Annotated in this window: 18 protein-coding genes and 1 pseudogene; 13 read left to right on the top strand and 6 right to left on the bottom strand. The window is 67.9% G+C overall.

The genetic code is table 11. From position 1 onward, the window contains the following. The first annotated feature begins 307 nt into the window (after positions 1-307). Both LT974_RS12515 and carB read left to right on the top strand, forming a co-directional pair. Positions 308-853, top strand: a complete 546-nt coding sequence (locus tag LT974_RS12515) for a DUF5815 family protein (protein WP_058983916.1) — start codon at positions 308-310, stop codon at positions 851-853. 299 nt (positions 854-1,152) lie between these two features. Then, positions 1,153-4,389, top strand: a complete 3,237-nt coding sequence (gene carB / locus LT974_RS12520; RefSeq protein WP_232587972.1) for a carbamoyl-phosphate synthase large subunit — start codon at positions 1,153-1,155, stop codon at positions 4,387-4,389. Between the two features lies 1 nt (position 4,390). Here the strand turns inward: carB and LT974_RS12525 are convergent, their stop codons facing one another. Beyond that, positions 4,391-4,657 carry a hypothetical protein gene (locus LT974_RS12525; RefSeq protein WP_232587973.1) on the bottom strand — a complete coding sequence of 89 codons (267 nt, stop codon included), beginning with the start codon at positions 4,655-4,657 and terminating at the stop codon, positions 4,391-4,393. 110 nt (positions 4,658-4,767) lie between these two features. Between LT974_RS12525 and LT974_RS12530 the strand changes: the two genes are divergently transcribed. From LT974_RS12530 to LT974_RS12545, 4 genes and pseudogenes are all read left to right on the top strand, one after another. Continuing rightward, on the top strand, positions 4,768-5,085 hold the full coding sequence (locus tag LT974_RS12530; protein ID WP_232587974.1) for a hypothetical protein: 318 nt from the start codon (positions 4,768-4,770) through the stop codon (positions 5,083-5,085). After that, positions 5,082-5,429 carry a hypothetical protein gene (locus tag LT974_RS12535; protein WP_232587975.1) on the top strand — a complete coding sequence of 116 codons (348 nt, stop codon included), beginning with the start codon at positions 5,082-5,084 and terminating at the stop codon, positions 5,427-5,429. The genes LT974_RS12530 and LT974_RS12535 overlap by 4 nt, the downstream gene beginning before the upstream one ends. Beyond that, entirely contained in the window at positions 5,419-5,952 is a 534-nt protein-coding gene (locus LT974_RS12540) for a DUF7504 family protein (protein ID WP_232587976.1), read from the top strand. Before LT974_RS12535 ends, LT974_RS12540 begins: the two co-directional genes overlap by 11 nt. 128 nt (positions 5,953-6,080) lie before the next feature. Next, a pseudogene (locus LT974_RS12545) lies at positions 6,081-7,160 on the top strand (RNA-guided endonuclease InsQ/TnpB family protein). A gap of 1 nt (position 7,161) precedes the next feature. Here the strand turns inward: LT974_RS12545 and carA are convergent. After that, positions 7,162-8,220, bottom strand: coding sequence for a glutamine-hydrolyzing carbamoyl-phosphate synthase small subunit (carA, locus tag LT974_RS12550; RefSeq protein ID WP_232587977.1), 1,059 nt, complete (start codon positions 8,218-8,220; stop codon positions 7,162-7,164). A 97-nt stretch (positions 8,221-8,317) separates the two neighbouring features. Between carA and LT974_RS12555 the strand changes: the two genes are divergently transcribed. Genes LT974_RS12555 through tenA form a run of 4 tightly spaced genes read left to right on the top strand, consistent with a single transcriptional unit; the run spans position 8,318 to position 10,605 of the window. Further along, positions 8,318-8,731: an Lrp/AsnC family transcriptional regulator gene (locus LT974_RS12555; protein ID WP_232587978.1), complete on the top strand. Its 414-nt coding sequence runs from the start codon at positions 8,318-8,320 to the stop codon at positions 8,729-8,731. A 48-nt stretch (positions 8,732-8,779) separates the two neighbouring features. Further along, positions 8,780-9,403 carry an isopentenyl-diphosphate Delta-isomerase gene (gene idi / locus LT974_RS12560; RefSeq protein WP_232587979.1) on the top strand — a complete coding sequence of 208 codons (624 nt, stop codon included), beginning with the start codon at positions 8,780-8,782 and terminating at the stop codon, positions 9,401-9,403. Positions 9,404-9,450: 47 nt separating this feature from the next. Next, entirely contained in the window at positions 9,451-9,867 is a 417-nt protein-coding gene (locus LT974_RS12565; protein WP_232587980.1) for a desampylase, read from the top strand. 45 nt (positions 9,868-9,912) lie between these two features. Further along, positions 9,913-10,605 (top strand): thiaminase II, encoded by a 693-nt coding sequence (gene tenA, locus LT974_RS12570; protein WP_232587981.1) that lies wholly within the window; start codon positions 9,913-9,915, stop codon positions 10,603-10,605. On the opposite strand, the gene LT974_RS12575 is transcribed toward tenA, so the two are convergent. Further along, positions 10,602-10,838, bottom strand: a complete 237-nt coding sequence (locus LT974_RS12575) for a hypothetical protein (protein ID WP_232587982.1) — start codon at positions 10,836-10,838, stop codon at positions 10,602-10,604. The two genes, tenA and LT974_RS12575, sit on opposite strands and share 4 nt — an antisense overlap. Continuing rightward, entirely contained in the window at positions 10,838-11,368 is a 531-nt protein-coding gene (locus LT974_RS12580; protein WP_232587983.1) for a zinc-binding dehydrogenase, read from the bottom strand. Before LT974_RS12580 ends, LT974_RS12575 begins: the two co-directional genes overlap by 1 nt. 73 nt (positions 11,369-11,441) lie before the next feature. On the opposite strand from LT974_RS12580, the gene LT974_RS12585 reads away from it, so the two are divergent. Continuing rightward, positions 11,442-12,095 carry a MogA/MoaB family molybdenum cofactor biosynthesis protein gene (locus tag LT974_RS12585; protein ID WP_232587984.1) on the top strand — a complete coding sequence of 218 codons (654 nt, stop codon included), beginning with the start codon at positions 11,442-11,444 and terminating at the stop codon, positions 12,093-12,095. Positions 12,096-12,152: 57 nt separating this feature from the next. Here LT974_RS12585 and LT974_RS12590 read toward each other — a convergent pair whose 3' ends face one another. Beyond that, complete coding sequence (locus LT974_RS12590) at positions 12,153-12,737, bottom strand: hypothetical protein (protein ID WP_232587985.1); 585 nt, start codon at positions 12,735-12,737, stop codon at positions 12,153-12,155. Between the two features lie 206 nt (positions 12,738-12,943). Here LT974_RS12590 and LT974_RS12595 point away from each other — a divergent pair, with 206 nt between their 5' ends. Further along, positions 12,944-13,648: a 5-formyltetrahydrofolate cyclo-ligase gene (locus tag LT974_RS12595; RefSeq protein ID WP_232587986.1), complete on the top strand. Its 705-nt coding sequence runs from the start codon at positions 12,944-12,946 to the stop codon at positions 13,646-13,648. 42 nt (positions 13,649-13,690) lie between these two features. Then, the gene (locus LT974_RS12600; RefSeq protein WP_232587987.1) at positions 13,691-13,927 is read left to right on the top strand and encodes a hypothetical protein; all 237 of its coding nucleotides are present in this window, start codon (positions 13,691-13,693) and stop codon (positions 13,925-13,927) included. Here the strand turns inward: LT974_RS12600 and LT974_RS12605 are convergent. Further along, positions 13,922-14,239 (bottom strand): cupin domain-containing protein, encoded by a 318-nt coding sequence (locus tag LT974_RS12605; protein ID WP_232587988.1) that lies wholly within the window; start codon positions 14,237-14,239, stop codon positions 13,922-13,924. The two genes, LT974_RS12600 and LT974_RS12605, sit on opposite strands and share 6 nt — an antisense overlap. Between the last annotated feature and the right edge of the window lie 2 nt (positions 14,240-14,241).

A 14,241-nucleotide genomic window follows, 5' to 3' on the forward strand; every position in this document is an offset into this window, starting at 1 on the left:
GCCAACAGCGACCCGACCAGCCGGCAACGGGTGGACTGAGCGAACGCTGCGCGTTCGCGAGGGTCGGAAGACGAACGCAGTGAGTCTTCCGGGACTGAAAGGGGCGGCTGGCTACGCGAACCCCGACGACGCAAGCACTGGACCGAACGAGTGTAGCGAGTGAGGGAAGCGCGCAGCGAGGCGCGGGAGCGTAGCCAGCCGGGGCTTTCTGGACGTTCCCGACGTGGAGCTCCGAGGAACGAACACGACGCCAATCCCCAGGCGGCGTTCGCGGGGCTTAACCGGTCGGCGGGCCAACCGCGTGGTAATGACCGAGCCGCGCGTACCGGGCGCCGAGGACGACGACGCGTGGGTGGACCTCCCGTGCGGGGAGCAGGCTCACGTGAAGGACTTCGACTTGGGGATGCGGGAGTACGAGTGCTCGTGCGGGGAGACGCACGCGGTCGTGATGGACATGCATCCGCCGTCGCGGTTCGTGCCCGAAGACATCGTCGCGGTGTTGAAGGAGGCAGTGACGCCCGCGCCCGACGACGAGTTCGAGGAGTTCGGCACGGCGCACTTGATGGGCGCGGTGATGGAGCAGCTCCCCGAGGACATCGTCGCCGTGGACGAGAGCGAGAACGGGAGCGTCGGCTACGCGCTGCTGTGGGTGACGGACCTCGAAGCGCGAGAACTCCACGAGGTCGTCGTGGAACTGGTCGTGGAACTGATGGACCACGCGGTGAGCCACGCCGACGACAGCGGCACCGAGAGCGAGTTCGAGCAGCAGATGCAGGAGTTCGACGTCAGCGAGTTCGTGGACGCCTACCGCGCACAACGGGACTTCGAGGACGAGTACGACACGCCCGCGTAAGTGTCGTCATCGAAGTCCCAGCGGGAGTCCCGCGAGTAACGCGAGCGGGACGTTGGCGGACTCGTCCGCCAGAACTTCGAGGACGAGTACGACACGCCCGCGTAGACAGCCATCGTCGGAGTCTCAGCAGTGTTCGCGTAGCGGATGTGGGCGTCGGTTTTGCTCTGTGTGTCCCGTAGCGACGTTCAACCGGTCGTGTCGCCGATGCGCCCGCAACGCTTCGATTTTCGCAATTCGACTTCGAACTTCTGTCCATTCCGCGGGGCTTATTACGATGGGCGAACTCCGAACGAGTAGAAATGAGCGAGCACGACGACCGCACGGTACTGCTCATCGGGAGCGGCCCCATCCAGATCGGACAAGCGGCTGAGTTCGACTACTCCGGCGCGCAGGCGTGCCGGGCACTGCAGGAGGAGGGCGTGCGAGTCGTGCTCGTCAACTCCAACCCCGCGACCATCATGACGGACCCCGAGATGGCCGACGCGGTGTACATCGAGCCCATCACGACCGACGCCATCTCCGAGGTCATCGCCCAGGAGAACCCCGACGGCGTCATCGCCGGACTGGGCGGCCAGACCGGGCTGAACGTCACCGCGGAACTCGCCGAGGAGGGCGTCCTCGACGAGTACGACGTCGACATCATGGGGACGCCGCTGGACACCATCTACGCGACCGAGGACCGCGACCTGTTCCGCCAGCGCATGGAGGACCTCGGCGAGCCCGTCCCGGCGTCGACGACCATCACGCTCGACGAGGGCGAGTCCGTCGAGGACTTCGACGAGGACGCGCTGCGCGAGCGCGTCGAGGCCGCCGCCGACGAAGTCGGCGGGCTGCCGGTCATCGCGCGCACGACGTACACGCTCGGCGGGAGCGGCTCCGGCGTCGTCGACGACATGGACGAACTCGTCGCTCGCGCGCGGAAGGGCCTGCGCCTCTCCCGGAACGACGAAGTGCTCGTCACCGAGTCCATCGAGGGCTGGGTCGAACTGGAGTACGAAGTCATGCGGGACGCCGACGATTCCTGCATCATCGTCTGCAACATGGAGAACATCGACCCGATGGGCATCCACACGGGCGAGTCCACCGTCGTCACGCCCAGCCAGGTCATCCCCGACGACGGCCACCAGGCGATGCGCGACGTCGCGCTCGAAGTCATCCGCGACCTCGGCATCCAGGGCGGCTGTAACATCCAGTTCGCGTGGCGCGACGACGGCACGCCCGGCGGCGAGTACCGCGTCGTCGAAGTGAACCCCCGCGTCTCGCGCTCGTCGGCGCTGGCGTCGAAGGCGACCGGCTACCCCATCGCGCGGGTCACCGCGAAGGTCGCGCTCGGCAAGCGCCTCCACGAAATCGAGAACGAGATCACGGGCGAGACCACCGCCGCCTTCGAGCCCGCAATCGACTACATCGTCACGAAGGTGCCGCGCTGGCCCAAGGACAAGTTCCCGGACGTGGACTTCGAACTCGGCACGGCGATGAAGTCCACGGGGGAGGCGATGGCCATCGGCCGGACGTTCGAGGAGAGCCTCCTGAAGGCGCTGCGCTCCTCGGAGTACGACCCCGACGTCGACTGGGGCGCGGTCAGCGACGAAGAGTTGGAAGCCGACTATCTGGAGACGCCGACACCCGACCGCCCGTACGCGGTGTTCGAGGCGTTCGACCGCGGCTACACCGTCGACGAGGTCAACGACTTCACGAATTTCCGCGAGTGGTACTTGGAGCGCTTCCAGAACGTCGCGGAAGCCGCGGAAGCCGCCAGCGAGGGCGACTTCACGGCCGCCGCCTCCGCGGGCTTCACGAACCACGAAATCTCGGCGCTGGCGGGCGGCGACTTCGACGACGCGAACGCGTCGTGGCTGCCCGGCGCGACCGACGAGGATGGGGAGGGGGAACTCGCACCTGATGGCGCCGGCGCGACAGTGACGGACGTCGAAGAGGCCGTCCCCGGCCGCTCGTACAAGCAAGTGGACACGTGTGCCGGCGAGTTCGCCGCGCAGACGCCGTACTACTACTCGTCGCGCCGCCCCGAGTGGTTCAACGGTCCGCTCAAGGGTGACGCGGCCGCGGGCGAACTCCGCGTGGACACGGACGTCGACTCCGTGGTCGTCGTCGGCGGCGGCCCCATCCGCATCGGGCAGGGCGTGGAGTTCGACTACTGTTCGGTGCACGCGGTGCGCGCGCTCCGCGAGGCCGGCATCGAAGCCCACGTCGTGAACAACAACCCCGAGACCGTCTCCACTGACTACGACACCAGCGACGGCCTGTTCTTCGAGCCGATTACGGCCGAGGAGGTCGCCGACGTGGTCGAGGCGACCGACGCGGACGGCGTGATGGTGCAGTTCGGCGGGCAGACCTCCGTGAACGTCGCGGACCCGCTGGAGGCCGAACTGGAGCGCCGCGACGGCGTGGACGCCGATATTCTCGGGACGAGCGTGGACGCGATGGACCTCGCGGAGGACCGCGACCGGTTCAACGTGCTGATGGACGAACTCGGCATCAGTCAGCCCGACGGCGGCTCCGCGACCAGCGAAGAGGAGGCCCTCGACCTCGCCCACGACATCGGCTACCCCGTGCTCGTCCGCCCGAGCTACGTGCTCGGCGGGCGCGCGATGGACGTCGTCCACGACGACGAGGAGCTCAAACACTACATGGAGGAGGCCGTCCGGGTGAGCCCGGACAAACCCATCCTCGTCGACGAGTTCCTCGCGGACGCGGTCGAACTCGACGTCGACGCCGTCGCTGACGGCGAGGACGTCCTCATCGGCGGCGTGATGGAGCACGTCGAGACCGCGGGTGTCCACTCCGGCGACTCGGCGTGTACGATTCCGCCGCGCTCGCTCGACGAGGAGACGCTCGGTCGCGTCCGCGAAGTCACCGAGGACATCGCCACCGCGCTGGACACGGTCGGCCTGCTGAACGTCCAGCTGGCGGTGCAGGACGACAAGGTGTACGTGCTCGAAGCGAACCCGCGCTCCTCGCGGACGGTGCCGTTCGTCTCGAAGGCGACCGGCGTCCCGATTGCGAAGCTCGCGGCGAAAGTGATGGCCGACTTCTCGCTCTCGGACCTCGACGTCAGCGAAGGCGTCCCCGAGCAGTACAGCGTCAAAGAGGTCGTGTTGCCGTTCGACCGGCTGCCGGGCTCGGACCCGCGCCTCGGCCCGGAGATGAAGTCCACGGGCGAAGTGATGGGTACCGCCGCGAAGCCGGGGCTGGCGTACTGGAAGGCCCAGCGCGCCGCGGGCAACGACCCCGAAATCGGCGGCACCGCGGTCGTGGATCTCCCGGTCAGCGGCTTCGAGGCGTACTTCGACGTGCAGACGTTCGACGACCTCTCGGAGGCGATTCGCCGCGGCGACGTCGACTTCGTGATTTCGGACGACCGCGACGCCCTCGAAACTGCCGTCGAGGAGGAAGTGCCGTACCTCTCGACGGTCGAGAGCGCGGAGGCGATGCTCGAAGGCGTCGCCCACCACGACGACGACCTCGACGTGTTGCCGGTCGGCGACCGTCCGATTCGCGACGAGCAGTGGGGCTAACTCAGGCGAGCGCGAACACGGCGGCCCCCGCGACGACGAACGCGGCGAGCGCGTACCACGGCTCCCGGCGGACGGTGCGGCCGGCGACGCTGCCGTAGCGCCGGAGGCCGAGCGCCGCCGCGACGAACACGACCGCGAGCGCGACGCCGAGGCTCGTGTAGTCGATGGCGTGGAGGTAGCTGGCGAACGCGCCGACGGCGGCACCGAGCACGCCGGCGTGCCACTCGCGGAACGTGAACGTGTTCCCGGAGAGGACCGAGTCGGACATTAGTTTCGGATTCGTCACTGGTGGATTTATAGTTTCGGTGCGCGGCACGCGTTCGTGTCAGCCCCTCGCCCAAACTGCTTAGTGACCGCGTCGAAAAGCGACGGACCAGCATGGCGCTGCCGACGTGGGCGACGAACATCACCGTCGCGCTCAACATTCTGACGCTCGTCGCGACCACCGTGGCGTGCACGTTCTCGATCATCGCAGCGGCGGGCTTCCGGGGGACGGAGTGGGGGCGCGCGCTCGCTCCGCTGCCCGTCGTGTTCGGCGCGATGACAGTCTCGTCGGGCGCGACGCTACACCCCGCGACGCCCGCGGACGGCGGCCAACTCGCGCTGGCGATGTGGGCGATAGCCATCGTCGCCATCACCATCTCGTGTTGGCGGTTCGTGACCCTGTTCACGGAACGGCGGGTGGTCGGCCGGTGACGTGGCTGGTCTGGCTCGCGGAGGTCGCGGTGCTCGTGGTGCTGTGCGCGGGCTTCACGTACCCCGCCGTGGCGTACTCGCGGAACGTCCTCTACCGGGGCGGCGTCCTGTTGCTGGTGGCGGCGCTGGGCTGTCTGATGGTCGGGTCGGTGCTGGAACTGCTCGTCGACATCACCGGTGCCAGCGCGCTCGTCGAGGTGTCGGCGTACGTCGCGTACGCGGCCAGCGGAGTAGTGAGCGTCGCCGCGACGTGGCGGTTCGCCCGCGAATTCGTGTACCTCGGGCGCGAGGGCGTCGAAATCGACGCTGGCGAATTTAGTGGAGGGTTCGAGCGTGACTCCTGAGTTCGAGCGGCCGCTCGGCGACCTGGCGGCCGGCGAGGTCGCGCTCTGCGTGCAGCCCAGCGGCCAACGCATCGTCGACGCGCTCCCCGAGTCAGCGTTCCAGAATCTGCTCGTCGTGACCACCGACGGCCACCTGCGGCAGCTCGAAGCGCGCATCGAGGAACGGGGCGGCGACCCGCGCCGCGTCGGCGTCGTCCCCGTGACGGGGACGGAGGTCAGCTACGACGGGCCGCTGTGGGTGGCCGACCGCGTCGCGCCGAGCGACCTGACGGGCGTGAGCATCCAGTTCTCGAAGGCGTTCGAGCACGTGGAGCCCGAGACCGGCTGGGTGGTCGTCGACGGCGTCGGCGTGCTCTCGATGTACGTCTCCGGCGAGCGGCTGTTCCGGCTGCTGGACACGCTCGTGAGCGCGATACGGGCGCGCAACGCCCACGGCGTCCTGACGACGGCAGAAGGCGTGCTCGGCGAACAGGCAGCGACGCAGCTCCGCGGACTCGCCGACGAAAAAGTACAGCTAGATTAGAGAAAATACAGGAGAAACCCCACAGCTTTAGCCGTGGGATGAATCCGTAAGCTCCGTTCCACAGACCACCAGACGTAGTCACTCTGACTCCTCCAACGCTCATAAACAACCGGGGCCACATCTAAGGCATGGAAGTGCGCCGTACTGTCCCCGTTACGCTTGACGTGGACAGTGGCGACGACGTACTTCTCGATACACCGTAGACGAGTTTCTGTTCGCGGCCCAATACGTGGTTGACTACGCCTTCCAAGGCGACTATGTCACCACAAGCAAGGGACAACTCCAAGACGAAACTTACGACGACGTGTGCGACCAGACACCTCTAAACACGGGACTGGTTCAGAACGCCCGGAACAAAGCTGCTGAAGCGTGTGAGAGCGTCGTTAAACGGTGGAAACAGGGCAAGAAAGCATCGAAGCCGCGTATGACTTCACCACACGTCGTCTACGACCATCGCACCGCCACGTTCTACGACGACTACGTATCCCTCGCTACTACTGACGGTCGTGTTGAAGCCGACTACGTGCTACCCGCTGAAGATAGTGATACACCTCACGCGCAATATATGTTCTCCGACGACTACGAGGTGACTGGAGCAGAGCTACATCGAAAGCACGGCGAGTGGCAACTTCACGTCCACTGCAAGAAGGAAGTGGAGTCTGACACGTCGGAACAGACAACACCCGAGAACGGAACGGTTCTCGGGGTTGATCTCGGCGTGAACAGCCTTGCCGTCACCTCGACGGGTACGTTCTGGACGGGCGACGAATTCGACCACTGGCGGCGGGAATATGAGAACCGCCGTGGCGACCTACAAGAGTGTGGGACGCGGTGGGCACACGAGAATATGCAGTCAGTTGGTCGGAAAGAGGAAGGCCGCAGAGTACGGTATCACGGTGGAACAGGTTGACTCGGAGAATACGTCACGTCGTTGCTCTACGTGTGGATTCACCCACCCGGATAACCGGGATAGTGAGGAGTTTGAGTGCCTGAAATGCGGCTACGAGAATCACGCCGACTACAATACCGCGAAGAACATCGGTTTGCGGTATCTTCGTCGTAACCAAACCGGGGACGACGAAGGCGCACCCTTGGGCGTGTGCTTGCACAGCGGGACGTTGAACGTGAACGGTGAGTATGATTCACCTGCCGAGGATTCGGCCAGAGCGGGAGTCCATGCTGAATCTCACCGCTTTAGCGGTGGGTAGCTCAATCGGCCGAGACCGTCGTGCGGCTTGAGGGCAGCGCGAGCACGTCGTCGAAGAAGTCGAGGCTGTCGTGGGGGCCGGGGTTGGCTTCGGGGTGGTACTGGCGCGTGATGACGTCCAGTTCCTCGGAGTCCAGACCCTCCGGCGTATCGTCGTTGACGTTGATTTGCGTGACGTCGAGGTCGCCGGGCTCGGCGACCGTGTAGCCGTGGTTCTGCGTGGTCATCACGACGCGCCCGGAGTCGTAGTCCAGCACGGGCTGGTTGACGCCGCGGTGGCCGAAGTCCATCTTCTCGGTGGTGCCGCCGAGCGCGCGGGCGACGACCTGCTGACCCAGACAGATGCCCGCAACCGGGAGGTCGCCGACGAACTCGGAGACGAGCGTTTCGGCGGCCTCGAAGTTCGCGGGGTCGCCGGGGCCGTTCGAGATGAACAGCACGTCCGGGTCCACGGCCGCGAGTTCGGCGGGCGTGGTGTCGTAGGGGAGGACGTGGACGGTCGCGCCGCGCTCGACGAGCTCGGAGACGATGGAGCCCTTGGCCCCGCAGTCGACGAGCGCGACGTCGGTGTCGCCGTCGCCGTGGACCTCGGGTTCGTCGACGCTGACGCGGCTGCCGATGTCCGTGAGGTCGCTCATGTGCGGGCAGTCCGCCAGTTGCGCGCGGGCGTCATCGGGAGTGGCGTCGGGGCCGGCGGCGATGCCGACCTTCATCGCGCCGCCCTCGCGGATGTCGAGGACGAGGTCGCGGGTGTCGAGGCCGTCGACGGCGGGGACGCCCTCCTCGGTGAGCCACTCGGCGACGTCGTCGGTGAGTTCGCGGGCGACGACGGCGCTGGGGTGGACGCGGTCCGACTCGAAGCGTTCCTCACGGACGCCGTAGTTCCCGATGAGGGGGTACGCGAAGGTGAGTACTTGGGCCTCGTAGGACGGGTCTGTGAGGCTCTCCTCGTATCCAGTGTAGGCGGTCGTGAACACGAGTTCGCCTCGCGCCTGGCCCGGGGAGCGGGCGTTGGCTTCGACCACGTCGCCGGTCTCTAACGCGAGGTAGGCGTCCGACATTACGAGATTCAAACGCATCCCCGGAGTATAAATCTTGCTTTCGTAGCGAAGTTGCGAAATTCGAAATTCTTTTTGTCCGGGGGACCAACGCTGGGACATGGACGACATCGACCGGCGCATCCTCGACGCGCTGCGACGGGACGCCCGCACCCCGTACACGGAAATCGCCGACGACATCGGCGTCAGCGAGGGCACCGTCCGCAACCGCGTCGACAGCCTCCTGGAGGAGGGCGTCATCGAGCGGTTCACCGTCGCCACCTCCACGGGCAACGTGAAGGCGATGATAGAAATCGGGGTGGCGATGGACGTCGACACCCACGAGGTCGGCGACCGCATGGTCGACTGGGAGCCCGTCGACTTCGTCTGGCAGGTCTCGGGCGAGGACGACATCGTGCTCGTCGTCGACGCCACGGACACCGGCGGCGTCAACGACCTCGTCTCGAAGGCCCGTGAACAGGAGGAAGTCGTCTCCACGAAGACCCGACTCATCCTCGACGAGAAGCTCGGCTAACCGTGGCGAGTCGAAGCGCTATTTACCCACGTGCCCGTCGGTGACGCCATGAGCGATTCAGGGCCCGACGTTCCCGTCCAGTCCGCGCGCACCAGCGAGACCGCGGAGAACGCCGAACAGGACGTCGTTGCCGTCGACGCCTACGACGAGAAGGAAGGCCTCGCGAACCGCCTCGACGCCCACACCGGCGACGGCATCCGCCACCGGGCGTTCACGTGCCTGCTGTTCGACGAGGACGGCCGCGTGCTGCTCGCCCAGCGCGCCGCCCGCAAGCGCCTCTGGGACACCCACTGGGACGGCACCGTCGCCAGCCACCCCGTCGAGGGCCAGACCCAGAAGGAAGCCACCCGCGAGCGCCTCGAAGAGGAACTGGGCATCACGCCCGACCAGTACGACGACCTCGAAGTCACGGACCGCTTCGAGTACAAGCGCCACTACCTCGACGAGGGCCTCGAATGGGAGGTTTGCGCGGTGCTGGTGGCGACGCTCTCGGACACGAGCCTCGACCCCGACCCCGACGAGGTCGGCGGCATTCTCTGGGCGGACTACGAGGACCTCTACGAGAACCCGCGCTACTACCGCCAGCTCCGCCTCTGCCCGTGGTTCGAAATCGCGATGCGCCGCGACTTCGAGGGCGACGCCGACTCGGTGCCGGACGGCACCCGCGAGTAGCGCGAGCCGTCGGGCGGATTTTTCCGGCCACGTCACGAAGCACAGTTGTGCTCGAACTCGGCCGCGCGGCCTACGACGCGGTGCTCGACCACGCGCGAGCGGACGCACCGCGCGAGGCCTGCGGCGCGCTGCTCGGCCGCCGTGAGGACGACCGCGTAATCGCGGAGGCCGTCCGGCGCGTCCCGAACGTCGCGGACGCGCCCCGCGTCACCTACGAACTCGACCCGGAAGCGACGCTGGCGGTCTTCGACGAAGCCGAGGCGACGGGCCGGGAGGTCGTCGGCTTCTACCACTCCCACCCCGCCGGGCCCGCGCACATGAGCGACACCGACCGCGAGCAGGCGTCGTGGCCGGGCTACGTCTACGTGCTCGCGTCGCTGGCCGCGCGCCCACCAATTCTGGACGCGTGGACGTGGACGGGCGAGCGCTTCGAGCGCGCGGACGTCGCGCTCGCCGATAAGTAGGTTGTACCACTAGATTATTTGTCGGTGGGCGACCCAGCCCTCGGCATGGCGTTCAGCGACACCCTCCTCGCGGAAGCCGAACCCGTCTGGGCCGCTCAGTACGACCACCCATTCGTCACCGAACTGGCGGCGGGCACGCTCGACGCCGACGCGTTCCGGCACTGGGTCGAACAGGACTACCGCTACCTGTTGGACTACGCGGACGTGTTCTCGCTGGCGGCCGCCAGCGCCGACGACGAGGAGACCGCTGCCCGACTCGCGGAGACCGCACACCGCATCCTCGCCGACGAGATGGACCTCCACCGGTCGTTCGCCGAGGAGTACGGGCTCACGCCCGCCGACCTCGAAGCCGTCGGGAAGGCGCCGACGTGTCAGGCGTACACCGACCACCTCGTCCGGACCGCGCGCGAGGGCGACCTCCCGACCATCGCGGCCGCGGTCTACCCCTGCGGGCAGGGCTACCTCGACGTCGCTGACTACATGGCCGAGATTTCGGACGGCGAGCACCGATACACGCCGTTCGTGGAGAAGTACACCAGCGACGCGTTCCGCGAGACGGTCGCGTGGATGCGCGACCTCGTCGACGAGCTCGCCGACGAGCATCCGGGCGCTCACGACCGGATGCGCGCGGCGTTCCACCGGAGCGCACGACTGGAACACGACTTCTGGGAGATGGCGTACGCGCGAGAACAGTGGGCAGTCGGCCCGCGCAAGCAGGTCGCCGTGGACGCCGACTAGCGGCCGCGGACGGCGGTCCAGACGCCGATTGCGCCGAGCAGTATCGCGGGCACCATCGGCACCGCGAGGTAGGTGTCCCGGAAGCCGAGCCCGAAGCTGCCGGGCCCGACGACGTAGAGGTACAGCGGCGCGAGCACGCCGGCGACGACCAGCGCCGCGACGACTAGCCACTGCGCTCGCTCGCTCATGCCGCCGGCGTCGTCGTGGTCCTCGCGGGGGTCGTGGGTCACCATTAGCGTTCGCTGTCGGGGATTACCACTACCTTCCCAAAGCCTTCCCGGTTCTCCAGGAGTTCGTGGGCGCGCGCCGTCTCGCTCATCGGAAGCACGTCCCGAATCCGTACGTCGAAGGTGCCGTCCCAGACCAGCGAGAGCGCGTCGTCTGCCTCCCCGAGCGTCGCCATCGTCGACCCGAGCACGGACAACTGGTTCCAGAACAGCCGCTGGACGTGGGTTTCGGGGCGGCCGCCCGTCGTCGCGCCGCAGGTCACGAGCCGACCGCCCTTCGCCAGCGAGCGCAGCGAGTCGCTCCACGTCGCCTCCCCGACGTGGTCGACGACCACGCCCGCGGCGTCGCTGCCCGGTACGTGGGGCATGTCGAGGTCGAGTTGCGGCATCCCGCGGCGCGTCCACACGTCGAGGTGGTTGAGCGAGCCCGCCTTCACGTCAACGAGCACCTCGTCGCGGCCGACCTCCGGGTCGGGGACCGCGCCGTACTCGACGACTTCGGTACCGCCGTGGCCCGCGAACTGGACTGCCTGCATGCGCGGGGCGTCGCGGCCCCCGAGCAAAACTGTGTGGTCCACGCTTTTCCCGTCGGCGCGCGAACCCGCGCCCATGGTCGATTTCCAATCCCGCGAGACCCGACGGGACGACGAGGACGAAGCGCCAGCAGAGGACGCGGCCGAGGAACCGGCCGACGACCCGCTGACCGAGGAGAGCGAACCCCACCAGCACGACGACGAGGCGGAGCACGACCACGACGAGCACGACCACCACCACCACGACGTCGAGCACGTCGGCGTCGCGATTCTCACGGTGTCGTCGTCGCGCTCGTTGGACGACGACCCCGCGGGCGACGCCATCGCGGCGGCGTTCGAGGCCGACGGCCACGAGGTCGTCACGCGCGAACTCGTCCGCGACAGTTACGACCGCGTGCAGGGCGGCATCGACAACCTCGCGGGCCGCGGCGACGTCGACGTCGTCGTCACCACCGGCGGCACGGGCGTCACGCCCGACGACGTCACCGTCGAGGCAGCCGAACCGCTGTTCGAGAAGACGCTGCCGGGGTTCGGCGAGCTGTTCCGGCGGCTCTCCTACGAGGAAATCGGCGAGAAGGTCGTCGCCACGCGCGCCACTGCGGGCGTTGCCGACGGCGTCCCCGTGTTCTGTCTGCCGGGCAGCGAGCACGCCGCCGAACTCGGCAGCGAGGCGGTCGTCGTCCCCGAAATCGGGCACCTCGTCGGGCTCGCGGGCCGCGAGGACGCGTAGCCCGCAGCTACGCAGCGAATCAGCCGAAAAAGAACGGCACGACGGCGTCAGAAAGCGTTACACGACGGGCGCGACGTTCGCGGACGTGGTCGTCTCGTTGTCGACCGTTTCGTTGTCGGCGGTTTCGTCGTCAGCGGTCTCGTTCTCGGCCGTCTCCTCCTCGCTCGCGTCGCCGTCGTCACCGAGGAGGTCGCTCAGCGCGTTCCCGAGGTGGTCGACGTCACCGCCGAGGAACGACTGAATCTGCTCGTGGATGGCCGAGACGTGGTCCGGGACCTGCTCGGGGAGGGCCGTCGGCGGGCCGCGCTCGCCGGCCGCGTCGGACGCGTTCTCGTCAGCGTGCTCGGAAGCGTTCGTGGCGTGCTCCGAAGCGTTCGCCGCGGGGCCGACGTCGCTAGGCGGGCCGGCGGACTCGGTCTCGTCCGCGTCCGTCTCGTTCGCGTCGGCCTCGTCCGCGTCCTCGCCGTCGGATTCAGCGTCGTCGGCGTCGGCGTCGCCGGCGTCGTCCGGCGCGTTCCCGTGCGCTTCGTCGGGTGCTTCGTCTGTCGGTGCGTTGCCGGGGGTCGCAGCGCCAGCCGCTGCGGCACCGCCGACGAGGACGGTCGCCGCGACGGCCAGCGTGAGCAGTTTGCGTGCGTTCATCGCAGTCGTCCCTCCGAGCCCATCCCACTTGAACCGGGGTAGCCGTGAAGTCGGATTTCCGGTTCGATAGCCCGTCTCAACCCCGATTAAGCCGAATTAAGCGTCAGTTTCCGGGCGAGCGAACTCGGGAACGGCTATCGCGAGGGCCGGGTCGGTTCGCGCGCGGCGAGCGACCGATTCACGTCCCACGGGCACCTCGTTCGCACATGGACAAGCAGGAGCTCCGCGAGCGCGTCTGGGACGACCTGGAGGCCAGCGGCGAAGCGCGCTTCCCGTTCCCGCCCCACGGCCGCATCCCGAACTTCGCGGGTGCCAGCGACGCCGCCGACCGACTCGCCGACACCGACGTGTGGGCGGACGCCGACGTGGTGAAGGCGAACCCGGACGCCCCACAGTTGCCGGTGCGCCGCGCGGCGCTGCACGCGGGGAAGACGGTGTACGTCGCCGTACCGCGGCTGCGCGACGAGGAGTGCTTCCTCCGGCTGGACCCCGCGGAAGTCGCGGACGTCGACGACGCCACGACGGTCAGCGGCATCAGCGAGCACGGCACACCAGTCGGCCCGGAGGACGTCGAGCCCGTCGATCTCATCGTCTCCGGGAGCGTCGCGGTCACGGAGCGCGGCGAGCGCGTCGGGAAGGGAGAGGGGTACAGCGACCTCGAATTCGCGCTGCTCCGGGAGTTCGACCGCGTCGACGACGACACGGCGACGGTGACGACGGTCCACGAGCGACAGGTCGTCGACGAGGCGATTCCGACCGGCGACCACGACGTGCCGATGGATTACGTCGTCACGCCCGAGCGCGTCGTCGACACCGACGCACCTGCGGCGAAACCCGAGGGTATCGAGTGGGACGCGCTCAACGAGGAACGCCGCACGGAGATTCCCGTGCTGGAGCGCCTCGCCCCCTGAACGGCCCACAGTTTAAACGGGAGAGTGCCGTACTCGACGCGTATGCCGGCTTCGAGCGGCGACGACCCGGACGCGAGCGCGGAGGCGGCGCTGTCGGCAGCCATCGACGCGGCCGACGGCGACCCCGAGTGCGTGCTCTGCTCGAAGCCCGCGGACTACTTCCTCTACGAGCCCGGCAGCGTCGAGAAGTTCGTCTGCTGGGAGCACGTCAGCCCGCACTCTGCGGCCGTCGACGGCGAAGGAGAGCGGCCGGGTCGGCCGGTCGCGCTCTCGCTATGACTCCATCGGTGCCATCGTCGCCGTGAACACCGCCACGTCGTCGCTCTCGTTGCGCGCGCCGTGGGCGACGCCGCGCTCGTGGACGACCACGCCCGGCGCTGCCACGGTCTCCTCGCTGTCGCCCTGCACGACGACGAGTTCGCCCTCCAGAACGTGGAAGCTGTTCGTCTGGTCGCCGTGCCCGTGCGGCTCGACTTCCGCACCCGGACCGAGCGCGAACGCCTTCACGAGTTCGTCCGGCGAGTAGTACAGCTCCTCCGTGACGACCTCGCCCGTCTCGGGCGCGAGGTCGGGATAGCAGTCGAGTGACACAG

This window comes from Halobacterium noricense (assembly GCF_021233435.1).
Classification (GTDB): Archaea; Halobacteriota; Halobacteria; order Halobacteriales; family Halobacteriaceae; genus Halobacterium; species Halobacterium noricense.